25 protein-coding genes are annotated in these 26,963 nt (G+C 28.1%); 19 read left to right on the top strand and 6 right to left on the bottom strand.

The window, feature by feature from the left end; genetic code table 11:
* Positions 1–44 precede the first annotated feature (44 nt).
* Entirely contained in the window at positions 45–815 is a 771-nt protein-coding gene (locus AC4FQV_RS06995) for a tRNA1(Val) (adenine(37)-N6)-methyltransferase (RefSeq protein WP_491139742.1), read from the top strand.
* Positions 816–817: 2 nt separating this feature from the next.
* The gene (gene rsmI / locus AC4FQV_RS06990) at positions 818–1,660 is read left to right on the top strand and encodes a 16S rRNA (cytidine(1402)-2'-O)-methyltransferase (protein WP_491165178.1); all 843 of its coding nucleotides are present in this window, start codon (positions 818–820) and stop codon (positions 1,658–1,660) included.
* 163 nt (positions 1,661–1,823) lie between these two features.
* On the opposite strand, the gene AC4FQV_RS06985 is transcribed toward rsmI, so the two are convergent.
* Positions 1,824–2,063 (bottom strand): AbrB/MazE/SpoVT family DNA-binding domain-containing protein, encoded by a 240-nt coding sequence (locus tag AC4FQV_RS06985; RefSeq protein WP_003476163.1) that lies wholly within the window; start codon positions 2,061–2,063, stop codon positions 1,824–1,826.
* 676 nt (positions 2,064–2,739) lie between these two features.
* Here AC4FQV_RS06985 and AC4FQV_RS06980 point away from each other — a divergent pair.
* Positions 2,740–3,339, top strand: coding sequence for a DUF1836 domain-containing protein (locus tag AC4FQV_RS06980; protein ID WP_491139740.1), 600 nt, complete (start codon positions 2,740–2,742; stop codon positions 3,337–3,339).
* A 49-nt stretch (positions 3,340–3,388) separates the two neighbouring features.
* On the opposite strand, the gene AC4FQV_RS06975 is transcribed toward AC4FQV_RS06980, so the two are convergent.
* Complete coding sequence (locus tag AC4FQV_RS06975; protein WP_491139739.1) at positions 3,389–4,264, bottom strand: aldose 1-epimerase family protein; 876 nt, start codon at positions 4,262–4,264, stop codon at positions 3,389–3,391.
* 101 nt (positions 4,265–4,365) lie between these two features.
* Complete coding sequence (locus AC4FQV_RS06970; RefSeq protein ID WP_491165177.1) at positions 4,366–5,364, bottom strand: LCP family protein; 999 nt, start codon at positions 5,362–5,364, stop codon at positions 4,366–4,368.
* 170 nt (positions 5,365–5,534) lie between these two features.
* Between AC4FQV_RS06970 and AC4FQV_RS06965 the strand changes: the two genes are divergently transcribed.
* Positions 5,535–6,386, top strand: a complete 852-nt coding sequence (locus tag AC4FQV_RS06965) for a YihY/virulence factor BrkB family protein (protein ID WP_491139737.1) — start codon at positions 5,535–5,537, stop codon at positions 6,384–6,386.
* A gap of 34 nt (positions 6,387–6,420) precedes the next feature.
* Here AC4FQV_RS06965 and galE read toward each other — a convergent pair whose 3' ends face one another.
* Entirely contained in the window at positions 6,421–7,407 is a 987-nt protein-coding gene (gene galE, locus AC4FQV_RS06960) for a UDP-glucose 4-epimerase GalE (protein WP_491139736.1), read from the bottom strand.
* Positions 7,408–7,557: 150 nt separating this feature from the next.
* Between galE and AC4FQV_RS06955 the strand changes: the two genes are divergently transcribed.
* Positions 7,558–7,902: a single-stranded DNA-binding protein gene (locus tag AC4FQV_RS06955; protein ID WP_491139735.1), complete on the top strand. Its 345-nt coding sequence runs from the start codon at positions 7,558–7,560 to the stop codon at positions 7,900–7,902.
* A 61-nt stretch (positions 7,903–7,963) separates the two neighbouring features.
* Here the strand turns inward: AC4FQV_RS06955 and AC4FQV_RS06950 are convergent, their stop codons facing one another.
* Both AC4FQV_RS06950 and AC4FQV_RS06945 read right to left on the bottom strand, forming a co-directional pair.
* A complete protein-coding gene (locus AC4FQV_RS06950; RefSeq protein WP_491139734.1) occupies positions 7,964–9,163 on the bottom strand; it encodes an FprA family A-type flavoprotein in 1,200 nt (399 codons plus the stop codon).
* 464 nt (positions 9,164–9,627) lie between these two features.
* Positions 9,628–12,957 carry an endo-beta-N-acetylglucosaminidase gene (locus AC4FQV_RS06945; RefSeq protein WP_491165176.1) on the bottom strand — a complete coding sequence of 1,110 codons (3,330 nt, stop codon included), beginning with the start codon at positions 12,955–12,957 and terminating at the stop codon, positions 9,628–9,630.
* Positions 12,958–13,324: 367 nt separating this feature from the next.
* On the opposite strand from AC4FQV_RS06945, the gene AC4FQV_RS06940 reads away from it, so the two are divergent.
* From AC4FQV_RS06940 to uvrB, 14 genes are all read left to right on the top strand, one after another.
* Complete coding sequence (locus AC4FQV_RS06940) at positions 13,325–13,630, top strand: DUF6514 family protein (protein ID WP_491139732.1); 306 nt, start codon at positions 13,325–13,327, stop codon at positions 13,628–13,630.
* Between the two features lie 49 nt (positions 13,631–13,679).
* Positions 13,680–14,063: a holo-ACP synthase gene (gene acpS, locus AC4FQV_RS06935; RefSeq protein WP_491139731.1), complete on the top strand. Its 384-nt coding sequence runs from the start codon at positions 13,680–13,682 to the stop codon at positions 14,061–14,063.
* Position 14,064: 1 nt separating this feature from the next.
* Positions 14,065–15,564 (top strand): NAD(P)H-hydrate dehydratase, encoded by a 1,500-nt coding sequence (locus tag AC4FQV_RS06930; RefSeq protein WP_491165175.1) that lies wholly within the window; start codon positions 14,065–14,067, stop codon positions 15,562–15,564.
* Between the two features lie 61 nt (positions 15,565–15,625).
* On the top strand, positions 15,626–16,219 hold the full coding sequence (locus AC4FQV_RS06925) for a germination lipoprotein GerS-related protein (RefSeq protein WP_491139729.1): 594 nt from the start codon (positions 15,626–15,628) through the stop codon (positions 16,217–16,219).
* Positions 16,220–16,446: 227 nt separating this feature from the next.
* Positions 16,447–16,689 carry a hypothetical protein gene (locus AC4FQV_RS06920; RefSeq protein WP_491139728.1) on the top strand — a complete coding sequence of 81 codons (243 nt, stop codon included), beginning with the start codon at positions 16,447–16,449 and terminating at the stop codon, positions 16,687–16,689.
* Positions 16,690–16,694: 5 nt separating this feature from the next.
* The gene (locus AC4FQV_RS06915; protein WP_491139727.1) at positions 16,695–17,045 is read left to right on the top strand and encodes a type II toxin-antitoxin system PemK/MazF family toxin; all 351 of its coding nucleotides are present in this window, start codon (positions 16,695–16,697) and stop codon (positions 17,043–17,045) included.
* A gap of 418 nt (positions 17,046–17,463) precedes the next feature.
* Complete coding sequence (locus AC4FQV_RS06910; protein ID WP_491139726.1) at positions 17,464–18,288, top strand: transketolase; 825 nt, start codon at positions 17,464–17,466, stop codon at positions 18,286–18,288.
* The gene (locus tag AC4FQV_RS06905; RefSeq protein ID WP_491165174.1) at positions 18,288–19,232 is read left to right on the top strand and encodes a transketolase family protein; all 945 of its coding nucleotides are present in this window, start codon (positions 18,288–18,290) and stop codon (positions 19,230–19,232) included. The genes AC4FQV_RS06910 and AC4FQV_RS06905 overlap by 1 nt, the downstream gene beginning before the upstream one ends.
* Before the next feature lie 200 nt (positions 19,233–19,432).
* The gene (locus tag AC4FQV_RS06900; protein ID WP_491139723.1) at positions 19,433–20,290 is read left to right on the top strand and encodes a YitT family protein; all 858 of its coding nucleotides are present in this window, start codon (positions 19,433–19,435) and stop codon (positions 20,288–20,290) included.
* 204 nt (positions 20,291–20,494) lie between these two features.
* Complete coding sequence (gene ftsE / locus AC4FQV_RS06895; protein WP_491139722.1) at positions 20,495–21,181, top strand: cell division ATP-binding protein FtsE; 687 nt, start codon at positions 20,495–20,497, stop codon at positions 21,179–21,181.
* Positions 21,171–22,079, top strand: coding sequence for a permease-like cell division protein FtsX (ftsX, locus tag AC4FQV_RS06890; RefSeq protein WP_491139720.1), 909 nt, complete (start codon positions 21,171–21,173; stop codon positions 22,077–22,079). Before ftsE ends, ftsX begins: the two co-directional genes overlap by 11 nt.
* An 87-nt stretch (positions 22,080–22,166) precedes the next feature.
* Entirely contained in the window at positions 22,167–23,444 is a 1,278-nt protein-coding gene (locus tag AC4FQV_RS06885) for a S41 family peptidase (RefSeq protein WP_491139718.1), read from the top strand.
* 22 nt (positions 23,445–23,466) lie between these two features.
* Positions 23,467–24,729, top strand: coding sequence for a PDZ domain-containing protein (locus AC4FQV_RS06880; protein WP_491139716.1), 1,263 nt, complete (start codon positions 23,467–23,469; stop codon positions 24,727–24,729).
* Positions 24,730–24,808: 79 nt separating this feature from the next.
* Positions 24,809–26,776: an excinuclease ABC subunit UvrB gene (gene uvrB / locus AC4FQV_RS06875; protein WP_491139714.1), complete on the top strand. Its 1,968-nt coding sequence runs from the start codon at positions 24,809–24,811 to the stop codon at positions 26,774–26,776.
* Positions 26,777–26,963 lie beyond the last annotated feature (187 nt).

Raw genomic sequence — 26,963 nt, 5'->3', positions numbered from 1 at the left:
TTTATATATTTTATGATAATTATTATAAAAAGGTGAGTGTATATATGACTAAAACTTTAAATAATCTTAACTTAGATTTAGTTAAAGAAGATGAAACTCTTGATGACTTACAATTAAATGGGCTTCATTTAATACAGAAAAAAGAAGGATTTAGATTTGGAGTAGATGCTGTTTTATTAGCTAATTTTGCTAATGTTAATAAAAAGCATTCTGTATTAGATTTATGTACAGGAACAGGTATAATTCCTTTTATTATTTACGGAAAAAAAGAACCTAAGGAAGTATATGGGGTTGAAATACAGGAAGAATTTGCTGAAATGGCAAATAGAAGTGCGAAAATTAATAATCTTCAGGATAAATTATCCTTTGTGTGTGGAGATTTAAAGGATGAAAAGTTAATAAAATCAATGCCTAGGTTTGATGTAGTAACAGTTAATCCTCCCTATAAATTAAATAATGCAGGAATAATTAATCCAAAGGATAAGCTTGCTATAGCTAGACATGAAATTATGTGTACCTTAGAAGATGTAATAAAGGCAAGTAGAAGATTCTTAAAAGATAATGGAAGATTATATATTGTACATAGACCAGAGAGATTAGCAGATATATTTTGTCTTATGAGAAAATATAAAATAGAACCTAAAAGAGTTAGAATGGTTCATCCTAATACAAAAAAAGCTGCTAATATAGTTTTAGTGGAAGGACAAAGAGATGGAGGAGCTTTCTTAAAGTGGGAAGCACCTTTATATGTTTACAATGATGAAGGTGGATATAGTGAAGAGATAAATAAGATATATGGAAGGGAGAATTTTTAAAAATGAGTAAAGTGTATTTAGTTCCAACTCCAATAGGAAATTTAGGAGACATTACATTAAGAGCTTTAGAGGTTTTAAAAAGTGTTGACTTAATAGCTGCTGAGGATACAAGACAAACCCTTAAACTTTTAAATCATTTTGAAATTAAAAAGCCTTTAATAAGTTATCATAAACATAATGAACAAGGAAAGGGAGAAGAAATTCTTAAAAGAGTTAAAGAAGGAGTTTCAGTTGCTATAGTTAGCGATGCAGGAACACCAGGTATATCAGACCCAGGAAGTGTTGTTGTTGAAAAATGTATAGAAGAAGGCATAGAGTTTGAAGTTTTACCTGGAGCTACAGCTTTTACAACTGCTTTAATATATTCAGGTTTAGATACAACTAAATTTATATTTAAGGGATTTTTTCCAAGAGAAAATAAGGAGAAAAGAGCTTTCATTGAAGACATAAAGGATAGAAGAGAGACAATAATAATCTATGAATCACCTTATAGAGTTTTAGATACTATAGATACTTTAAAAGAAGGGTTAGGAAATAGAAACGTAGCTATATGTAGAGAATTAACTAAGCTTCATGAAGAAATATTTAGAGGAACTTTAGAAGAAGCAAAACTTCATTTTGAAGAAAATGCTCCAAAGGGAGAATTTGTTTTTGTTATTTCAGGAAAAACAAATAAAGAAATAGAAGAGGAAAATACTTCAAAATGGATAAGCATGTCAATAGAAGAACATATAATACATTATATTGATAATGAAGGAATGAAGAAAAAAGATGCTATAAAACAAGTAGCAAAGGATAGAGGAGTTGCAAAGTCAGAAATATATAAATTTTCTTTAGATATATAATTGACAAATATCTTTAATATAAACAAAAATAAATTTAATAAAAAATAAAGCACTTCATAGGGGATTATGAAGTGCTTTAACACTATAAGGGGATATAGTGTTAAAATTATTATTGGTTAGGGTTAAAATGTTAATTAATTATTTATATAAAATAAGTTAATTACTATTTTTTTAATTCATCTAAACATTTTTGGCAGATGTTTTTACCTTTGTAGTTAACAACATCTCTTGCATCTCCACAGAATATGCATGCTGGCTCATATTTCTTTAAGATGATTTGCTCACCATCTACATATATTTCTAAAGCATCCTTTTCTGCGATATCTAATGTTCTTCTTAACTCTATAGGAATAACTATTCTTCCTAATTCGTCTACTCTTCTTACTACACCTGTTGATTTCATTATACTTCCTCCTTGCATTTTACAACTTTCGACAAAACGCATTATAATATTAACAAACTTGTCATATTAAGTCAATATGTTTTGTCAAAAAAAATGTTTGTTTACAATTTTTTTATTCTCAATCAATTATATATTAAATATACTACCATTTTTTTGAAAAGTCAAGGTAAAGATTAATTTATTTTACATAAATAGACTTAAATATTTTGACAAAAAGTCAAACAAAAGGATAAATATTGATATAATGGTAGCAAATTTACATGAAAAAATAACAATTAACTTATAAAATATATATTTAAAAATAAAATTGGAAAAAAATATTAAAAATGTCGTACGTCAAATTATTTAATTTATACAATATTATATGAATAATTTAGTATATTGTTTATTATTGTATAGAAAAATAGGTGTAAATATGCGAATTTAGAAATTCAGAATATTTTATTTCATATTTGTCAAAAAAAATCTAATATTAACTAAAGTAAATTTAAATTTTTTTAAAAAAATTTGAAAATATTTTACTAATATAGAATTAAATATAAAAGAATTTTTCTATAAAAAGTTTTTTATTATAAAATTACCATATCATCATAAAATAGAGGGTATTAACTTGTAATGTGATTATAGATACTATATAATACATAATAAGGGTTTAAAACGAAATTTGAGGTGTACTATGGATATTAATAATTTTAATTCTGAACAAATAAGAGATTTGGTAGAGGAAATGTCAAAAAATAGTATGGTTTCCTATGATGATTTGCCAAAGTATGATTTATTTCTTTCACAGGTTATAGATTATCTAAATGATAAGTTTACAGAGGATAAATTCACTAATAATATAGTTCAAAATTATATTAAAAGTGAGGTAATATCAAAACCAGAAGATGGTAAAAAACGAGGATACACTAAGGTGCACTTAGCTCAGTTGGTTTTATTAAGTTATATGAGACCCTTGTTAAAAACCGATGAGATTAAAAAAGTATTTGCTTTAGCTTTTAATGATATTAATGATAGAAGTGATGATATAATATCTTGGGAAACTGCTTACAAAATGTTTGGAGAAGTTCAAGAGGAAAGCATAAAAAGATTTTTAGAGGTACCATTAGTTAATAACGATAAAATAGAAGAAATAATAAAATTTTCTGATATAAAAGAAAAGGATAGAGATTGTATAGTAACCTTTTTAACTGTTATGACCTTAATTGCACAGGCTAGTGTAGTTAAAAAGATTGTACAAAAAATAGTTAATAATTATCATAGAGATGAAACATAAAAAAAGTTGAAGGGTATGCTTCAACTTTTTTTATTTAATTTGCAATATTTTATTCATAGAAAGAAATATTATAATCACAGGTAAACTCTTTTTTAGGCATAAGTTTTTCTATAGCGGCTTTATCTTTAAGCTCTCCTTCAAAACCATAAAAATCAGCATGACCAAACCAAGGCTCTATACAAACAAAAGGAGCACCTGTATCTTTTGACCAAAGTCCTAAATAAGGAAAACCAGAAAAATCAAAGTCTATATATTTTTTATGTTTTTTTGATTTTAATGCTATTTTATTTGAATTTAGATTATTAAAAACTAAGGCATCATTTTTAAATAAATCAGTAGATAAATTTATTATATTTTCATCCTTTAAATAAGGTTTTTCTTCCTTTGAAAAATATCCAGCACCTATTAATTCCATTATATTTGCCTTTTCTTTTTTGTTAAATTCAAAATAGTAATCATCAAAATTATCTTTTTCTATAGGACACATAAAAGCAGGGTGAGCTCCTATTGAAAAATACATTTCTTTATTATCTAAATTTTTAACGATATATTTTATATCTAAATTATTTTCTTTTAATGTATATTTAATTATAAGTGAAAATTTAAAAGGATATATTTTTAAAGTATCTTCAGAATATTTAAGTTCAAAGGATATACTATTTTCACTTTTTTCTATCATATTAAAATCACGTACTCTAGCTAATCCATGTTGAGGTAATTCATATATTTCATTGTTAACCTTATATTTTCCGTTAAATACTTTTCCTACTATAGGGAAAAGTACTGGAGAGTGATATTTCCAGTAGGCTTCATCTCCTGACCATAAAAATTCTGTGTTATCTTTTTTTCCAGTAATACTGTGTAATTCTCCGCCATGATTGCTTAAAGTAACTTTTAAGTATTCATTTTCAAGGGTATAAATCATAATCTCATCCTTTCAGATTTTTTATATTTTAGTATAATTATACCATTAATTATGTAAAGTAAAAAAGCTAGAAAACAATAAATATTTTCTAGCTTTTTTTATTAATTAGGATTAACATCGTTATAAATATAGTTTTGAATTTGTTCTTTTGTTTTGGCTTGGTCAAAAATTAGATACCAAGTGCCATCCATCATTTCTCCTTTGCAATATCCATCTAGAGGAAAACGCATATTTTCTAATGGAGGAATTCCAGTTTTAGCTACAGAAGTAGCAACCTTAATTATTTTAGATGGAGTTAAGTTTGTTTCAACATAAGGTAAAAGTTTATTTACTATGTCTGGATATTCAGAAGGTTTTAAAGATGAAAGTTTATTTACTAATGCATCAAGAATATTTCTTTGTCTTTCAGTTCTTTCATAATCTCCATTTCCTTCATAACGTATTCTTGCATAGGCTACAGCTTGTTCACCATTTAATACTTGATTACCTGCATGAACTGGAGGAAACTTATTTCCATTACTATCACAGGCATTATTAATATCAGCTACTTCATAAGGCTTAACATCTATAGTAACCCCACCTAAATGATTTATTATTTCGGCTAAACTATCAAAATTTACTGTAACATAATCTTTTATATTTAATCCAAAGTTTTCGTTTATAGTTTTTAAAGCTAAAGTTGGTCCTCCATAAGAGTAGGCGTGATTTAATTTAGTCATACCATGACCATCTACATCTACATAACTGTCTCTCATAAGAGAGGTAAGTTTTAATTTATCATGCTTAGTATCAACAGTAGCTATTATTATAGCATCAGAACGGCCAGTATTATTATGGTCTCTACTATCTACACCAAAGAGAGCAACATTTAAAATTCCATCTTGAAAAATATCTTCATTTTCTTTATCTATTCCTAAAGATTCATCATCTTGAGCTATTTTTTTTATATCCATTTTATTAAGTGTAGAGTGTATGTATGTAGCCCCAAGACCTATTCCTATAAGAAGTAAAAAGAATAGTGTTAATACAATTATTTTTGCTTTATTTTTTTTCTTTGATTTTTGAGTGTCGTTATTCTTAAAATTATCATCTTTCGACATTAAATTCACCAACCTTTATTATTTAAAATTTAAAATTTTTCATATGATTTTTTAGGTCTTTTATAAGAAAGTTATATTTATATAAGTTATACATATTTATTATAAATGTGTATAATTAATATATCTATAGTTAATTATAAAATTAATATTTATTTGTAAGGAGCCGTTTTATGAAAGAGAAATCAAAAGGTTTTTTGAGAAAAACTATAATATTTCTTGTGATGTTCATAAAAAAAATAGGAAATGACGATATTTTTGCCTTAGGGGCTCAGTTAGCATATTATATGGTATTATCATTTATACCTTTTTTAATGTTTTTAATGACTTTAGTAGGTTTTAGTAATTTAAATAGTGATACCATACTTAATTTATTAAGTAATGTTATGCCAACAGAAGCCTTTGATTTAATAAAAAGTACTGTTATTGAAATTGTAGATAGAGAACAGACAGGATTATTATGGATAAGTATATTTTTAGCTATATGGGTGTCATCTTCTGGTTTTAAAGCTGTAATTAAGGGATTGAATAAAGCATATGGAGTTAAGGAAACTAGGTCTTATATTAAGTTAAAAATAATTTCTATGATTTACACAGTCTTATTAGCATTAATTGTAATTGCAACATTATTTTTATTTGTTTTTGGAGATGTAATAGGAGACTTTTTTATAAGGTTTTTAGAACATCCTGAGTTTATATATAAGGTTTGGAATATATTAAGGTATGTGGTAGTAATTTTAATTATGATATTATTTTTTATGTTTTTATATAATGCTACTCCTTGTGTAAGACTTGGATGGATTGAAGTTATTCCAGGAGCAGTTTTAACAACTTTAGGGTGGATATCAATATCCTATATCTTTGCTTTTTATGTAAACAACTTTAGTAATTACTCTAGACTTTATGGAAGTTTAGGAGCTGTGTTTATGTTTATGACTTGGATGTTTATAACCTCTATGATTTTAATATTAGGTGGAGAAGTAAATGCTATAGTAGCCGAAAAAGAAAGATTAAGAAAAATATAAAAAAGAGTTATTCAAAGAATAACTCTTTTATTATTTATTTTTCATATCCATTTGGATGATTTTTATGCCATTTCCAAGCTGTTTCTATTATTGTTTCTAAAGAGTTAAATTGAGGTTTCCAATTTAATTCTTCAATAGCTTTTTCTGATGATGCTATTAGTATAGCAGGGTCTCCAGCTCTTCTAGGAGCAATTTCTGCTGGGATTTTATGACCAGTTACTTTTCTTGAAGCCTCCACAACTTCTTTTACTGTAAATCCAGTACCATTACCTAAGTTATATATTCTGCTTTCTCCACCATTCATTAATCTTTCAAGAGCTAAAGAGTGAGCTGAAGTTAAATCTGATACATGAATATAGTCTCTTACGCAAGTACCATCTTTAGTCTTATAGTCATCACCAAATATCATGATTTTTTCTCTTTTTCCTAAAGCAACTTCTAAGATTAATGGAATTAGGTGAGTTTCAGGTGAGTGGTCTTCTCCTATTTTTCCACTAATATGAGCACCAGCTGCATTAAAGTATCTTAAGGCAGTATATTTTATACCGTAAGCACTATCACACCATTTTAAAATCTTTTCAACAAGAAGTTTAGATTCTCCATAAGGGTTAGTTGGAAGATTTTTATCTGTTTCTAATATAGGAATATTTTCAGGTTCTCCATATGTTGCTGCTGTTGAAGAAAATACTATATATTTTACATTATGATCTCTCATAGCTTCTAATAAGCATATAGTACCTGAAACGTTATTATCAAAGTATTCTAAAGGTTGAGTCATACTTTCTCCTACAAGAGAGTATGCAGCAAAATCTATAACAGCTTCTATATCATTTTCAGTAAATACCTTGTCTAAGATTTTTCTATCTCTTAAGTCACCTTTATAAACTTTTCCTCCAAGAATTGCATCTTCATGTCCTTTTTCAAAGTTATCTAAAATAACAACTTCTTTATTTTTTTCAAGTAAATCAGCAACCATATGGCTACCGATATAACCAGCACCACCACAAACTAAAATTGCCATATTAATACCTCCGTAAATTTTATTATATTTTAATTATATACCATTTGAGGTAAAATTTTTACTAAAAAAATAAAAATTAATATGAATTTTGAATAAATTTAACTTTTTTGGTTAAAATCATAGGTAAGAATTTTTAGGAGGTTATATTACATGAATAAAATAGTTTTATTAGGACGTCTTGTAAAGAATCCAGAATTAAGATATGTAGAAAATAGTGAAAAAGTCTTTACCAAATTTACAATTGCTGTGGCTAGAAATTTTAAATCTTCTACAGGGGAAAGAAAAAAAGATTTTATACCAATAATAATGTGGGATAAAAAGGCTGAAATAGCTTGTAAATATCTAAAAAAAGGAGATATGTTAAGTGTTAGTGGAAGACTTATAACTAGAAGTTTTGAAGATGAATATGGGAAGAGAAGATATATAGTAGAAGTATCTGTAGAGGACTTTAAATGTATAAATTTTAATCAAGATAGAATAGATAATAATATTTAATATAAAAAGAGTAGTAAGAAAAACTTACTACTCTCTATTTAATATATTCAAACTTTTAAAATTATTTTAAAGCATTTCCAATTCCAACTCCGAAGTCGAAAGCTTTTTGAGCTTCTTCTTCAGAAGGTTTAAATTTAACTCTTAATCCTTCTACAGGCATTTTCATTCTTAATTCTTTTAATCTAACTTCCATTCTAGGAACAGCTTCACCACTCCATCCGAAAGAACCGAAGGCACCAGCTATTTTTCCACCATGTATTACAGGGTTAAGTTTTGACATTAAGTCTCTAACTGGCTCAAGAAGTTCATTAACTATAGTTGGTGAACCAAATAATATAGCATCTGATGTATTAACTTCGTTAACTAATTCTGACATATCATGTTCAATTATATTAAACATGTGTATATCTAAATCACCAGTAGATTTAAGGCCTTCAACTATCTTATCAGCTAACATTTTAGTATATCCATAAGCAGATACGTAGAAAATTGAAACCTTCTTAACTTCATTCTTAGGTGCTGGAGTACTCCATTCCTTGTAAAGGTTCATAACCTTTTGAGGGTTACTTCTTAATATTGGTCCATGACCTGGACAAATTATTTCTATATCTAAATCTTTAATTTTATCTAAAGCTTTTAATACGTAAGGTTTAAATGGTCCCATTATACAATCAAAGTAGTATTTTAAAGAACCTAGATATTCATCTTCGTTAGTTATTAAATCATCAAACATTTCTTCAGTACAATAATGGCTTCCGAAGGAATCACAAGTTATAAGAGTTTTATCTTCCTCTATATAAGTGTAGATTGTATCTGGCCAGTGTAAGAAAGGTACTGACATGAATTTTAAAGTTTTATTTCCTAAAGAAATTGAATCACCATCTTTAACAGGAATTGATTCAAAGCTTCCGTTAACTATTTCTTTTATGTAGTTAATAGCTATTGGTGATGCTACTATCTTAGCTTTAGGAGCTAATTTTAGTAACTTATCTATAGAACCAGCATGGTCAGGTTCAGTATGACTTACAACTATGTAGTCAATTTCTGAAGGCTCAACACCTAAGTCTTGTAATCTTTCTATATATTGATCAAAGAATCCATCTTTTACAGTTTCAAATACTGCAGTTTTTTCACTACCTTTAACAACATATGAGTTATAAGTTGTTCCATGAGGTGTATACATTATTATGTCAAATACTCTAAGGTTTGGATCTAATGCTCCTACCCAAAATAAATCGTCTTTAATATTTAAGTGCTTCACTACATACGCTACATATTTTTTGTAGAATAATATGCAGCTACCTCCCTTCAACAATGTAATATTTTTTATAAATTAAGAATTATTTTATACATAAACCTGAAATATATTAAATTAATTAATCTAACCTCTATCCCTATATATAATTACCAATAATTCTATTAACTATGTTAAATAAGTATATAAAATATTGATAAATTAATATAAATTTTAATGATTTGTTACTTAATTAATAATATCAAATAATAAATTCTATTATTTGATATTATTAATTATACACTTTTAGGGTTAAAAGTAAATAGAAATTAGGTAGTATTAACTTAATTTTAAACTAAAAAACAATTGGGAATTTTCAGAATATTCACTAGTTTCTTTCATTAATTTTACTAAGATTTGTTTTTAAAAATTTTAATTAAATTTTAAAACAACCTACTAATATTTAGTAGGTTGTTTTATTTAAATATTATTTATTTTTTCTTTTTTCTTAAGCTTAAATAAGCACCTAAACCAGATAAGGCAATTCCTACTGTTGCTAGAGCAGAAGCATTTAATGGGGAACCTGTATTAGGTAAATTTCCACTTTCTAATTTTTTTGTTGTAACCTCTAAAGAAACTTTCTTTGATTCATTTCCTTCTTTGTCTAAAGATGAAATAGAGAAGGTATATTTAGTGTTTTCATTTAAATCTTTTACTAAAAATTCAAGAGGCTCATTATCAGAAGAAACTCGTGCTATTTCTTCACCATCTTTATATATAACATATTCTTTAATTAAAGATTCATCCTTAGGAGCTTTCCAGGATAATAGTACGCTATTTTCAGTTATTTCTTTGCTTTTGAAATCCTGAGGTTCTGTAGTTGTTATATCTACGTTACCACCATTTTCAGGTTTTTCTTGAGAATCTGGGTTCTCTGGGTTATTTGGATTTTCAGGATTATTAGGCTTATCAGGTTCAACTGGTTTATCAGGATTTTGTGCAGGTGGTAAATCTAAAGTACCATCCAATCCTTTTATAGCAACTTCGTATATTCTAGCTGCTGAATCTGCACCTTGAGTTGGCTTTATTATATTTACTCTTACATACCTAGCTTCTGTAACAGGGAAAGCATCTTTACTTATTGCCTCTTTATTATCTTCTACAGAAAGTATTTTAGTAAAGTTCTTTCCATCTTTACTAGCTTCAAGAGAGTATGCTTTAGTATTCATTCCAGAACTTTCTCCACCAGCTTCTGCATGGCTTATTTCTAATTCGCTTATGGTTTTAATATCTCCAAGGTCTATAGTTAAAGTATGAGGTGCTTCTCCTACTGCACACCATTTTGTTTTTACATCTCCATCTAAAGCAAATTTAGGTGCTTCATTTTCATTTACAAAGCTTGAAGCAGTAGCATCCTTATTAAGAGATAAGTTTATTAAGCCATCCTTTGCTTTATTTGTAACAGTTATAAGTTCAGTTTTAGTTTCTACATTTTCTCCAGCAGAGTTCTTAGCTATTAATGTTACAGGATAAACCCCTTCTTTTTCGTAAACTACAGTTGGATTATTTTCTGTACTACTTTCTATTGTTGCACCAGGGAATTTCCATAATACTTCTTCTGTAACTTCAGAACTAGTATTTGTAAATGTTACAGATTGACCTGGAGCTATTAATGTATTAGAAACTTTAAATGAAGCTTGTGGTGAAGGATAGTCAGGCCATTCCATAGTTATACTTTGACTATTTCCTCTTTTTAAGTTTTTATTAATAGCAACTATTTCAAATTTAGTGTTGGCTTCCTTATTATCTCTTTTTAAATTCCCAACATAATAATTATTGTTAGGAGTTGCACCTACTAAAACTTTAGAACCATCCTTCATAATTCTATATACTTCATAATGATGAACGTTAGAGGAATCATTTGCATTCCATGAAAGTCTTGCACCAGCATAAATTCCATTTTTAAATTCTACGTCATTTAAATTTGCATTATCTATATTTACTATTTCACTAGAGTTAGGAACTTCCACAGTTATATTTCCTAAATTTATTAAAGCGTTTTCTAAAGGTTTTTCACTTGAAAATTTATATGATATAGTTTTTATTGATTTACCATAGTATGGAGATATATCATAATTTACTTTTGTCCACTCTTTATTAAGAGAAGTATTTCCTTTTATTAAGGCTTCTGTTCCATCTTGGAAGGTAAGAAGTAAATCCATATTAACTCCTGTTTCATTAGCCTTAGCTATAGTTGAAAACTCTGTTCCCTTTGGTAAGTTTAAATCTGCGCTATAAAGCTTTAATGTAGAAGGGGTATTTCCTTCTAGAGAACCAAAGACTTTAATTGAATTACCACCATAATAAGCAGTCTTATAATCTATATCAGCTTTTAAGTTGTTATTTCCTTCATTTGAAATAATCCATCTATAAGTTGGCATTATATCATTTAAACTTCTATTATTCCAATCTTCAGTTGAAACTTTATTACCGTCAACATAGAAGTCATAGCCATTTCCCATATTAAAATTAGTGGTGAAAGGAAGAGTTGTTACAGCACTTTTTTCTACTGAGTAAGTTGATATTCCTCTCCAGTCAACACCTTCAGCTTCTGTAGCCTTAGAAGGGTCTCCTTTTTCATTTACCCATAGCTTACTTTCATTATCTAAGAATTCCTCAGGAGTTTCTGCATTGAAGTATGTCCAGCTAGGACAATATAAACCTAAAGAAGTAAAAGGTGCTTGTCCGTCTCTTTGATAGTGAGTCCATCTAATAGGAGTTTTATAGCCATTTGCTTGAACATCTATTCCAGCGTATAAGTCATAAGGATTTATTCCACTTTCCTTAGCTTTTTCATTAGACACTCTTAAAAGGTCTTTGTCTTTTAAACTATTATTTGTCCACCAAAAGTTTAAAAACATACTATCTGCAACTTTGTTTTTATCTCCATCTATTAAAAAATATTCATTTTCATCTGTTAAGGCATTTTGCCAATCCATTTTTCCTTCCTTTGTCATGGAATCATACCACATTATTTCAAGATTATTTTTTGATTTTTCCTTAAACTGCTTTATTAATTCCTGCATAAGAGAAGCGTGTTCTTTTGTTAGAGGTTCTTCTTCAGTACCTTCAGTCTCTTGATTTATAAACCAACCATCAAAGCCATAAGTTTCGGCAACTTCTATTAATTTATCAACTATTGGGAAGTTTCCATTAGAATCCTTTTGAAGAAATTGATTTAACCATTCCATTTTTCCACCATGAGCTGTCATAGGGAAGAATATAGTTCCTAAAACAGGAACACCATTTCTGTGTGCTGAATCTGTAACATCAGGACTTGGAGGAACTATTAAACCTTCACCAGCAGAGCCACCCCAATATACTAATTTATCTATATACTGCCAGTATGAGAAGGTGTTAGCACTAAATTGATTAGAACCTTGAGAAGGATTTCCACTAGTATTTGCATTCATAATTGAAATTGCTACAACTTTAACATCCTTATTTTGAGTTTCATTAACTGTATCAAGTTTATCTTTTTCGACTCTTTTTGCTAGTGGTACTGTACTTTTATTAAATAAAACATCTTTGTCGTTTTTTGCACTCCATTTTAATAAATCTTCAGGATACCAATAGGAAGAGATAGGTTGATTTTCTATAGAATTTGATTTTTCATAATTTTCACTATAATTTGATATTTGAGAATCAGCCTTAGGTGAAGCATAAGTTATTTTTCCTAAGGCATTAAAAGAAAAGGCGAAAGCAGCAAAAACACAAAGTAGAGCTCTTCTACGTTTTTTAATTTGTTTTTTATTTTTCATAACAAATCCCCCTAATTATTTAATATATATAAGTTTATAGATTGAATTATTGCATAATAAGTAATTTTCATAAATTAACTAATTATATAAAAAGTGGATAAATTATAGTATTTACAACGTTTTCATAAAATTTATTGCTAAATTATGAAAGGATAAAAAAATATGCATAAAAAATAAAAAAATTTCACAGAAAAATACAGAAAAAATTAATTTTGGGTTTGCAATAAGAAACTTATGTCGTTAAATAACGATAAAAAATAAGATTATATGTGCATGATTTGACAGGTTTTTTTATATAAAGATGATAAGATAAAAGAGGATTAAGGTTTATATTATACAACTTAGGGGGAAATAGGGAGGAAATTAAATGAAAATTGTAAAAAATCTGTATAAGGAAATAAGTGTCGAAGATAAGTGCTATAAGTTCTGTTATAGACTAGTGGAAACATATTTTAAAGAAGAACTAGTTTATGGAATAGAAGTTGAAAGAAAAGATTTTAAAGAAGATGAGGTAATTAATATAGAAAGAGATTCTGTAATTAAAATATCTCCAAATAAGGATAAGGTAGAAGAATTAGTTAATAAGTTACACAAGTATGAAGTTTCACCTATACATCTAATAGATGTTATAGGTGAAACAGTAGATAATTCAGTAGCTGATTTTTCTTTCTAGTAGTATCATAGTAGATAAATATAATTAATTATTAAGGGGAGAGGACTCTATGATATTAGGTGTTGGTGTAGACATAATTGAGATAGAAAGAGTTAGACAAGCTATTCAAAAAAATAAGAATTTCTTAAAAAAAATATTTACTGAAAAAGAAATAGAGTATTTTATTAGTAGAAATATGAATAGTGAGGTTATAGCTGGAAATTTTGCAGCTAAGGAAGCTATGAGCAAAGCTTTAGGAACCGGTATAAGGGGGTTCTCTTTTAGGGATATTGAAATTCTTAGAAATGAATTAGGAAAACCAGAGGTTAATTTATATAATGGGGCAGAAGAAATTGGAAAAAAGTTGGCTAAAAATAATTCTTTAAGGATAAATTTAAGCATCTCTCATAATAATAGTAATGCAATAGCATATTCTGTTTTGGAGGGTGATTAATTTGGAAATATGTAGTGTTAAAAGTATAAGAAATATTGACAAAGAATATATAGAAGATTTTAATATGCCAAGTATAGTTTTAATGGAAAACGCAGTAATTAAATTTTTAGAAAATTTAGACACAACAAATGAAAGTTTTACCATTATTTCTGGAAGAGGCAATAACGGTGGTGATGCCTTAGGTATTGCTAGACATCTATTAAATAAAGGTAAAAAAGTTTATGTACATATATTAGAGAAAGAAAAAGAGGGGTCTTTAGATTACAATATTAATCTTTCTATATTAGAAAATACAGGATGTTATATAAAGGATGTTTCTAATAAAAGTGATTTAGGGGTATTAAAAGAAAATATTAAAAATAGTGAGATAGTGATTGATGGGATTTTCGGAACAGGACTTAATAAAGAAGTTTCTGGTATATATTTTGAAGCTATAAATTGTATAAATGAAAATAGCAAACACACTATATCAATAGATATTCCTTCAGGGTTAAATGCTGATAGTGGAGAGGCTTTAAAAACAGCAGTTAAAGCTAAGGAAACTATAAGTTTTCAAGTTTATAAGGTGGGATTTTTAAATTATGAAAGCTTTAAATATCTAGGTGATGTAAAGGTTGTAGATATAGGTATACCAAAAAAGATAGTAGATAAACATTCAGAGAAAATAAAATTTTCAGATTTAGAATATATAAAGGAAAAATTTCCTTATAGAAAGATATATGGTCATAAAGGCACCTATGGAAGATGTTTAATATTTGCAGGAAGTTTAGGGTTTGGTGGAGCTTCCTACATGGCAGCTTATGCAGCTATAAAGACAGGAGCTGGATTGGTTACACTTTTTACAGATAAAGAAATTCAAAAGGAATTGTCAATTAAATTAAATGAGGCTATGACTGACAATTACAATGAAAGAAATAATTATTTAGAAATTTTAAGCAAGGCTAATTCAATAGCTTTTGGACCAGGTATGGGTAATAGAGAATTAACATTTAATATATTAAAGGATTTATTACAAAATTATAGTGGGAGTATTGTAATAGATGCAGATGGAATTAATGCACTAAAGGGGAATGAGAATATTTTAAAAGATTTTAAGGGGGAAATTGTTCTTACACCTCATTTAGGAGAAATGGCAAGGTTATTAAATGTTAGTATTGAAGAAGTTGAGAAAAATAGAATTTATGTAGCAAAAGAGTTTGCTAAAAAGTATGAGGTAGTTGTTTTATTAAAAGGATACAATACTGTTATAACAGATGGAGAAAGGGTTTTTATAAATCCTACTGGAAATAGTTCGATGGCATCTGGAGGTATGGGGGATACCTTAACAGGAATTATATCATCTTTAATATCACAAGGAGTAAAAGCTTTTGATGCTACAATATTAGGAGCCTATATACATGGATATATAGGAGAGGAACTTTCTAAAGATAACTTTTCGGTAAGTGCTATGGATGTTATTTATAATATTCCTAATAAAATTAAAGAATTAATTTATAAATAGAATAAAAAAGATTACTAATTAATAGTATGTAAGGTATAAGATTTCAGGTGGGAGGATTTCTATGAAAGGCAAAAGAAATACTATATTAGTTGTATTGTTAATTGTAATCTTTGCAGTTGTAAGTTCTTTAGCTATTTATCAAAAAAATCATGAGAAAACAAAGGAAGAAATTTTACAAAACATGTTCTCTATGAGTTCATATGAAACAGATATAACTTATGTTGTTAAAAACTCTAGAGGACAGTTCCAAGAAAAAGGTAGAATTTATTATGATGAAGAAGTAGGTACAAAAATTGTTTTAGAGGATAGAGAGCAATTTTTTAAAGAAGATAAAATATTAATAAATTACTTTAATGATGAAAAAACATATGAAGTTTCAAGAGATTATGACGAATTTTATAGGTTTATGTTTATAAATGAACTTAAAAATTTGTGCAATGAGGAACATGAATTTACTTACAAATGGAAAGACGAAGAAGAAAAGACAGAGATAGTTTTAGAATTTAACAATTTAAATGGGAATGAGAATTTTAAAAAAGAAGTAATGATTATAGATGCTAAAAGGGGAATTCCTAAAGAGGCTACAATATATGGTAGGAATGACTCAGAAAGTATTTCTATAAGATTTGATAATTTTAGTGAAGTAAAAAATTAATTAATACTGTGATTGCTAAAAAAGCAATCACAATATTAAATAAATCTCAAGATGAATTTTACATATTTAATATATTTTAAATAAAGTAATTGGTAAATAAGTTTAATAGTAAATATTCTGTCAAAAAATATCATTTACGTAAGATGAAATCTTTGACAAGGTGGCATATTTTGTAATATAATCTATACATAATTTTATAACTCTTTTTACATTTAGGAGTGATGTACATGTCAGTATCAAAGATTAACAAACAAAATTCAAAAAAAGAAAAAAAAATAGAAAATTTTAGTCAATTAAAAGGGACAAATTTAATAACATATAGTAAGGATAAAAAGGAAGAGGACTTCTATGAAGCTATGAAAGAAGGGTATAAGGCTATGGCTTTAATAAATTCTCAATACGCTGAAGAAGCAACTTCTGTAGAATATTTTGATCAATTAGAATATGAGACATGGCTTTGCGGAGTGTGATATAAATGGCTGGTTTGAGTGTAAAAAGAGGGGATATATTTTATGCAGATCTTAGTCCTGTAGTTGGTTCTGAGCAAGGAGGAATAAGACCTGTTATAGTAATACAAAATGATATAGGAAATAGATATAGTCCAACTGTAATCGTTGCGGCTATAACTTCACAAATAAATAAGGCTAAATTGCCGACACATGTAGAAATTTCTTCAGAGGAATATGGATTAAATAGGGATTCTGTTGTTCTTTTAGAACAAATAAGAACTTTAGATAAAAAAAGATTAAAAGAAAAAATAGGACATATGACAGAAGAAGATATGAAAAAAGTAAATAAATCTTTGTTAATAAGTTTAAATTTATAAAAAATAGAACTAGAAATTTTCTAGTTCTATTTTATTTTAAAAGGAATTTTCAAGGTTTTTTTAGCTAATAATATATAAAATTAAAAAAATAATAGGGTGTAATCGATATAATTTTTGTATAGTATTAAAAGTATTAATGTGTTACTCTAATTAAAACTTTTTCATATAAAAATTTATCCAGGATATACTATTATAGTATTTAATCTTAAAAAGATGATTTTAAGGGAGGAATTTTAACGAGAAATAGAGTAGTCTATTATACAAATAGCATACTCTTAATGAAAGCAAAAAGCATAAAAAGATTAGCATAAATAAAAAATTCCTATAGGAAAAGTTAAGGTTTTATGATAGAATGAACTTTGTAAAAAGGTAAAACAATATTTTAAAAAAAGTTTACATAAATGTACAGGAGGTCATTATGAGCAACAAGATACAAGAGTTAAAAAGCATGTCTAAGGTTATAAGAAAAGACATAGTAACTATGCTTACAGAGTCAGCATCAGGACATCCAGGTGGATCTTTATCAATAGCAGATATAATAACAGTATTATACTTTGATGAAATGAATATTGATCCAAAAAATCCAAAGGATCCAAATAGAGATAGATTCGTTTTATCAAAGGGACATGCAGCACCAGTATTATACAGTGCTTTAGCAAGAAGAGGATATTTTGATCCAGAAGAGTTAAAAACTTTAAGAAAATTTGGTTCAAACCTTCAAGGACATCCAAATATGAACGACTTACCAGGAATAGATATGTCAACTGGTTCTTTAGGTCAAGGTATTTCAGCAGCTGTAGGTATGGCTTTAGCTGGAAAATTAGATAATAAAGATTACAGAGTATTTACTATTTTAGGAGATGGAGAGTTAGAAGAAGGTCAAGTTTGGGAAGCAGCTATGTCAGCAGCTCACTACAGATTAGACAATTTAACTGCCTTTGTTGATTTTAATGGATTACAAATAGATGGTGATATTAAAGAAGTAATGAGTCCATGTCCAATAGACAAGAAGTTTGAAGCTTTCGGATGGAATGTAATAGTTATAAATGGACATGATTACGAAGAAATTATAAATGCTATACAAAAAGCTAAGAGTACAAAAGGAGCACCAACTTGCATAGTTTGTAACACAGTAAAAGGTAAGGGTGTTTCATTTATGGAAAATGAAGCAGCTTGGCATGGAACAGCTCCAACTAAAGAGCAATGTGAGCAAGCTATAAAAGAGATCGGAGGGGACAACTAATGGCTAAAAAAATAGCAACTAGAGAAGCATACGGAAAAGCATTAGCTAAACTAGCTAGTGAAAACAAAGATATAGTAGTTTTAGATGCAGACCTTTCAAAATCAACTAAAACTGCTGATTTCAAAAAAGCATGTCCAGAAAGATTTATAAATATGGGTATTGCAGAAGGAAACATGATGTCAGTAGCAGCAGGTCTATCAACTTGTGGAAAAATTCCATTTGCTAGTACTTTTGCTATGTTTGCTGCTGGAAGAGCTTTTGAGCAAATAAGAAACTCAATATGCTACCCAAGATTAAATGTAAAAATATGTGCAACTCATGCTGGATTAACAGTTGGAGAAGATGGTGCATCACACCAAGCTATAGAAGATTTATCTTTAATGAGAAGCATACCAAATATGACAGTAATATGCCCATCAGATGCAGTTGAAACAGAAGCTGCAATAAGAGCTGTTGCTGAATTTAACGGACCTTGCTATGTAAGATTAGGAAGAGCTGGAGTTAATGTAATAAATGATAGACCAGAGTACAAGTTTGAAATTGGAAAAGGTATAGAATTAAAAGAAGGTAATGATGTAACATTAATTGCAACAGGTATAATGGTAGATGTAGCTATAGAAGCTGTTGAAGCTTTAGCTAAAGAAGGAATTAATGCTAGATTAATAAATATCCATACTATTAAACCTATAGATTCAGAACTTATATTAAAAGCTGCTAAAGAAACTGGAGCTATAGTTACTTTAGAAGAACATAATATAATTGGTGGTTTAGGTTCAGCAGTAGCTGAAGTTGTAGCAGGTGAGTATCCAGTACCAGTAGTAAGAGTTGGTGTTAAGGATACTTTTGGAGAAAGTGGTAAACCAGACGAATTATTAAAAGCTTATGGATTAACTTCAGAAGAAGCTGTAAAGGCTACTAAAAAAGCAATGAACTTAAAGAAATAGTTTATATTATCTAAAATAGCATGAGTATTTTTCTCATGCTATTTTTTTTATAAATAGAAATAAAATGTATTAAATTGAATTTTATTGCCAAAATATGAATATAAATGTTAATATTAAAAATTGAGGGATAAAATATAGCTTATTTATTTCTTAAAATGGGGATATAAAATTAAATAAATTTAAGAAGAGGGGGTTTAGAGATGAAAATTAGCAAAAAAACAGTAAAAGAATATGCAATAATTACTATAGGAGTTCTTTTGTTAGCTATATCATTAGAATATTTCTATTATCCAAATGATATAGCAGCTGGAGGAATTTCAGGATTAGCTTTAGTAATAAACAAAGTAACGGGTATGCCTCAAGGTTTATTTATGAATATTGCCAATGTTATATTATTTATATTAGCTTTTTGGCTTATTGGTGGAAGTTTTGGTGGTCGTAGTTTATATGCCGCTTTTGGATTATCTATAAGTATAAGTTTAATAGAAAGCTTTCTTCCAACCTTTGCTATAACAAATAATATGCTTTTAGCTACTATTTTTGGTAGTGTAATAGGAGCTTTTGGAATAGCCTTAGTATTTAGTCAAAACTCTTCAACTGGAGGAACGGCTATTGTTGCTAAGATATTAAATAAATATCTACATATAGAAATAGGAAAATCTCTTTTATGTGCAGATTGTGTTGTAGTTTTATGTGCTCTTTTAGTTTTTGGAGTTGATAAGGCACTTTTTGGATTAATTGGTGTTTTCATAATGGGAACATTAATAGATAAAATAATAGATGGATTTAATTCATGCAAACAACTATTAATTATAAGTGAAAAAAGTGAAGAAATTTCTCAAGTAATAATGAAAGAAATCGAAAGAGGATGTACTAAAATAAAAGGTACAGGAGGATACACAAACGAAAGTGTTACTCTTATTTATGTAGTTGTAAATAAAAGTCAATTTATAAATCTTAAGAAAAAAATAAAAGAAATAGACAAGAAAGCATTTATTACAGTAACAGATTCTAAAGAAGTATTTGGTGAGGGTTTTCTTGATTTAGTAGAAATGTAGAAGTTGATTATGTTATAATTAAGTTGCTTTACATTAATGTATCAAATATTAACAAAAATTAAGTAGATTAATGTAGGAAAGTAGGGTAAAATAAAAAAGATTAGTGTTGATAGCAATCGGGGAAATTTATATATATTTGTGAAAAAAATAGTTATTTAAATCTTAATTTGTTGAGTAGAAAAAAGTTATTAAGGAGTGTTAACAATGATAGAATTTAGGAATGTTAGCAAGGTCTATAATAAAAATGTTAAAGCGCTTACAAATGTCAATATAAATATTGATAAAGGTGAGTTTGTATTTTTAGTTGGACCTAGTGGTGCAGGTAAATCAACTTTCATAAAGATGTTACTAAAAGAAGTTGAACCTTCAACAGGAAACATAGTTATGGGAAATGAAGATTTATCTCAAATAAAGAGAAGACAAATACCTTATCATAGAAGAAAGATAGGTATGGTATTTCAAGACTTTAGGTTGATACCAACTCTAAACGTTTATGAAAATGTCGCTTTTGCAATGAGAGTAGTAGGTGCTTCACCTAAGGAAATAAGAAAAAGAGTTCCTATGGTGTTATCATTAGTTGGATTATCAAACAAATATAAGATGTTTCCAAATGAATTATCAGGTGGAGAACAACAAAGGGTTTCAATAGCTAGAGCTATAGTTAATAATCCAAAAGTTTTAATAGCTGATGAACCTACAGGTAACTTAGACCCAGAAACAGCTAAAGAAATAATGGAATTAATTGATGATATAAACAAAGCAGGAACAACAGTAGTTATGGCTACTCATGCTAAAGACATAGTTAACTCAATGAAAAAGAGAGTTATAGCTATAGATAAAGGTGAAGTTGTTAGTGATGTTCAGAAAGGAGGATATGAATATGAAGTTTAGTACTATAGGATATTTCATATCAGATGCTTTCAAGAGTTTAAAAAGAAATAGAACAATAAGTATAGCTTCAGTAGCAACAGTTCTTACAACATTATTTATATTTGGAGCATTTTTATTAACTGCATTAAATGTTAAAAATGGGGTTACAGATGTTCAAGATAAGGTTGAGGTTAAGGTCTTCCTTAAAGATGATGCCACAAAAGAACAAAAACAAGCTATAGAAGAAAAGCTTAAAACTATTTCAGGGGTTAAAGAAATAGAATTTGAATCTAAAGATGATGCTTTTGCTAAAATGGAGGATTCAAGTGAATACAATAAGGAAATTTTAGCTGGGTATAGTAAAGAAAACAACCCTCTACCAGCTTCTTATATAGTAAGATTAGAAAATACTGATGTAGCAACAAATGTAGAAAGTGCCATGAAGCCAGATAATAAGTATATGGCTGGAGTAGAAGATGTTGGTAATGATGAAGAGCTTATAGGAACTATAAACTCCTTTGTAAAAGTTATTAACACAGTAGGTTTAGTTCTAGGTATAGTATTTGTTGGTGTATCATTATTCTTAATAGTAAACACAATAAAGATTACAGTTTACTCAAGAAGAAGAGAAGTTGGAATAATGAAATTTGTAGGTGCTACTGACTGGTTTATAAGATGGCCTTTCGTTATAGAAGGGGTAATAATCGGGCTTATAGGTGGAATACTTTCAACAATTTTACTATTTGCAGGTTATAGTTTCTTATATGATAAGATAGTATCATCATCATCACTATATATGCCACAATTTGTACCACCTATGTACGTTTTAACAACAATGTCATGGCAGTTTATACTAGCAGGTATTGTTATTGGTGCAGTAGGTAGTATAATAGCTTTAAGAAAATTCTTAGACGTTTAATATCTAATATAGAATATAAAAAGCTTAAAATACGTAAACTATTTAATATAGCGTATTTTAAGCTTTTTTTTGGAAGGGTAGGTTTTTATGAGTCATAGTAATGATGAAAAGAAGGAAAAATTTAATAATTTCAAAAAGAAAAAAAGTGTAAGAGTTTTATCTATGTCTCTTGCTTTAGTCTTAATTGTTGGTATATCTATATATGCAGGAAATAGATTAACAGCTTGGGGAGTTTTACCCTTAACTAATGTTAAGTCAGTTCAAGCTTCATTAGATAAAGTAAATGATACAGATAATTTTAAGAAGGTTTTAGATGTTAGAGAAATGCTTTATAGGTTTTATGATGGAGAAATTGATGAGGCTAAGTTAACAGAAGGTGCTATAAAGGGCATGGTTTCTTCCTTAGGAGATCAATACACATATTATATGAATGAAAAAGAATTTTCAGATTTTAAGGAAAAAAGTCAAGGAAATTATATGGGGATTGGAATTCAAGTAGCTGTTAAAGATGGTAAAATAACAGTTGTTGCTCCTATTGAAGGAAGTCCAGCACAAGAGGCTGGTATAGAGCCAGGAGATGTTATTTTAAAAATAAACGGGGAGCCTGTTACAGGAAAAGATTTAGAAAAGGCTGTTTCTATGATGAAAGGAACTACAAAAGAAAACATAGAATTAACATTATATAGAGAAGGTAAAGGCGAATTTAACGTTTCTGTTATGAGAGATGTCATAAAATCAGTTAATGTTAAAAGTGAAATGATAGATGGTGATATTGGGTATATAAAAGTTTTAGGCTTTGATGAAGGTACAGCTAAGGATTTTGAAACTCAATTAAAATCCTTAGAAGATAAAGGAATGAAAGGATTAATTCTTGATTTAAGAGGAAATCCTGGTGGATTTATGAAAGAATGTGTTGATTTAGTATCAAATTTTGTTCCAAAGGATAAGGTTATAGTTTCAACAATTGATAAATATGGAAATAAAGAAGAAAATGTATCTAAAGGAGGCATAGCTCAAGGAATGCCTTTAGTTGTTTTAATTGATGGTGGAACGGCTTCAGCTTCAGAAATTGTAGCAGGGGCTATAAGAGATTATAATTTAGGTACTTTAGTTGGAACAACTTCCTTTGGTAAAGGAATAGTTCAAGTGGTTTTAGATAAAATAGGAAAAGAAAAAGATGGAACTGCTTTAAAGGTAACTATTTCAAAATATTACACACCAAATGGAGAAAATATTCATAAAAAAGGTATAGAGCCTAATATAGTTGTTGAATATCCAGAGGAACTTACTGAAAAACCTTATAATAGAGAAAATGACCCTCAATTTAATAAGGCTTTAGAGGTTATACAAAAAGAGATAAAATAAATGAAATTTTGGAGGACTTAAGATGAATTTACTTACAGAAGTTATAAAGGGCATATCATATGCCTTAATAAGTCCTACCTTGTCTTTAATGTTACTTATAATTGTTGTTATTTTTTATTTTAAAAATAAAAAAGTAGCTCTTATGCAAAAATTAATGCTTGGGAGGAGTTTACAATCTCCTCTCGAAATGACTTTATTACAAATATTAATAGGAATAGTAGGAGGAGTTATAGCTAGTACTATACTAGCCTTTCTAGGTATAAGTTTTGAAAATAGCTTTTTTATAAATGTTATTTTAACTGTTTCTATAATTTCAATTTTATATAAAAGTAGGTTTATGAAATTTTCATATATAGCCGTTATAATAAGTATAATAGTAGTTTTATTAGATATATTAACTAGATACTTAGGAGAAGATTTAAATTTTTCTATTAATTTAACAGGTATTTTAGCCTTAATTGGTACTTTTGCAATAACAGAAGGAATTTTAATAATTTTAGATGGAGATAAAGGTTATTTACCTGTTTTCACTCAAAAAAATGGGGTTTTATTAGGTGGATTTGCCTTTAGAAGATTTTGGATGATACCTTTATGCTTAATAATTTTTTTAGGTGGAAATGATGGCTATATAATTAATGAAATTAAAGATATTCCTACATACTTACCTTTTTTAAATGATAATTTAGATAAAATTTTAATTGGAGCTTTATCTATAGGAATAATGGCTTCTTATGGGGCTATTTCTTATGAAGGAGTTACTTTTACTACTAGTAAAAAAGGAAAATTAATTCAATCTGGAGTTATAAATATAATTTATGGATTAGTAGTTATAATATTAGCCTATGTCTTTCGTGAAAGTTATTTATTAACAGTAATATTAACTTTAATAATTCCATTTATTTATGAGTTAAAGGTTAAATTTGAATATATTATTGAAGATAAGAGAAAAGGAATATATTTCTCTAATAGTAATGAAATATGTATTTTAGATGTTTTACCTAAATCTATAGCTTATAAAAAGGGTATAAGAGGTGGAGATAGAATAGTTAATATTAATGGGCAAAAACCAAAAAATGAAAAGGATATATTTTTAGCTTTAAAAAATAATATTTATGGAGTAGATATTAAAATTAAAAATAGAAAAAATGAAATAAGAGATTATACAATTACTAGTGAAGAAGGTAGAAGTCAGTTTGGTATAGTTTTAGTTCCGAAGGGCGTTTCTTTTGAGAAGGAAATAGATGAGTTTTTAGAAAAATTAAAAAAAGCTAGCAAGGATAAGTAAATTTAAATTGGCTGTATCTTGATATTCTATTTTAGAAAATATTTAAGATACAGTTATTTTAATTTAGGAGGAAAAGTTTATGGGAGAATTTAAAATACATTCAAAGTTTAAGCCAACAGGCGATCAACCACAGGCTATAGAAAAACTAGTTGATTCTATTGAAGTTGGTAATAGAGGACAAACTCTTTTAGGGGTTACAGGCTCAGGAAAAACCTTTACCATGGCAAATATTATAGAAAGAACTCAAAAGCCAACGCTTATTTTAGCTCATAATAAAACTCTTGCAGCTCAACTTTGTGCTGAATTTAAGGAGTTTTTTCCAGATAACATAGTAGAATATTTTGTATCATATTATGACTACTATCAACCAGAGGCCTATGTTCCTCAAACAGATACATTTATAGAGAAAGATGCATCTATAAATGATGAAATTGATAAGTTGCGTCATTCAGCAACCTCTGCACTTTTAGAAAGAAGAGATGTAATAATAGTTGCTTCTGTTTCTTGTATATATGGTCTTGGTAACCCCGAGGAGTATAGAAAGCTTACAATATCTTTAAGACCTGGAATGATTAAAGATAGAGATGAGGTTATTAAGAAACTTATAGAAATACAGTATGAAAGAAATGACATAGATTTTGCTAGAGGAACTTTTAGAGTTAGAGGAGATAATTTAGATATAATTCCTTCATCCTCTTCATCTAAGGGAATTAGGGTTGAATTTTTTGGAGATGAGATAGATAGAATAAGAGAGTTTGATGTATTAACAGGAAATATAATTGGTGAAAGGCAACATGTTAGTATAACTCCAGCATCTCACTTTGCAGCTTCTGAAGAAACTTTAGAAAAAGCAATAAAGGTAATAGAGGATGAATTAGAGGACAGATTAAAGGTATTAAATGCTGAAGATAAAATATTAGAGGCTCAAAGGTTAAAGCAAAGGACAAATTATGATATTGAAATGATTAGAGAAATGGGGTATTGTCAAGGTATAGAAAACTATTCAAGAATATTAGATGGAAGAATGCCAGGGACTCCACCACAGACTTTACTTGATTATTTTCCAGAGGATTTTTTAATGTTTATAGATGAAAGTCATGTTACACTTCCGCAGGTTAGAGCTATGTATGCTGGAGATAGGTCAAGAAAAACTACTTTAGTTGACTTTGGTTTTAGGTTGCCCTGTGCTTTTGATAATAGACCACTTAAATTTAGTGAGTTTGAAAGTAAAATAAATCAAGTGGTTTTTGTAAGTGCTACTCCAGGACAGTATGAATTAGATAATTCTAAAGTTATTGCTGAACAAATTATAAGGCCTACTGGTCTTTTAGACCCTATAATCGAAGTAAGACCTATAAATGGTCAAATTGATGACCTATATAGCGAAATACAAAAAACAGTTAAAAGAGGCTTTAGGGTTCTTATAACAACTCTTACAAAGAGAATGGCAGAGGATTTAACTAAGTACTTAAAAGATTTAAAGGTAAAGGCTACATATATGCACTCTGATATAGATACCTTAGAAAGAATGAAGATAATAAGAGAACTAAGACTTGGTGAAGTTGATGTTTTAATAGGAATAAATCTTTTAAGAGAAGGTTTAGATATACCAGAAGTGGCTTTAGTTGCTATATTAGATGCTGATAAAGAAGGGTTTTTAAGGTCAGAAACTTCTTTAATACAGACTATAGGAAGAGCAGCTAGAAATTCAGAAAGTAAAGTTATAATGTATGCAGACAATATTACTAAATCTATGGAAAAATCTATTAAAGAAACTGAAAGAAGAAGAATTATTCAAAGGGAATATAATAAGGAGCATAATATTATTCCAACTACAGTAATTAAGGGAGTTAGAGATGTAATAGAAGCTACTAAGGTTTCTAGTGAGGACATTAAAGAAGAAATTAAAAAGGTAGAGGATAAAGAGATTCCTATAGAAACACTTATAGATAAGTATGAAGAGGAAATGAGAGAGGCTGCTAAAAATCTTCAATTTGAGAGAGCCGCTGAACTTAGAGATTTAATAAAAGAATTAAAAAATTCTTAAATTTGAAACTTTGTATCTTTACATAAATATGTTTAATAAAGTAATTATTGTATTGAAAAGAGTTTTACAAATTTAAATTAGATGTTAAAATGAATAATAGATTATTAATATAAATATATTATGAAATAAAATATAATATAGAAAAAGACATAAATATAAAATGGCACTATTAGAGGAATTTTTAATA

The sequence above is a fragment of the Clostridium sp. TJA038 genome, assembly GCF_058310255.1.
Note: the sequence above shows the minus strand (reverse complement) of the source record. Positions and strands in the feature narration are given on the sequence as shown.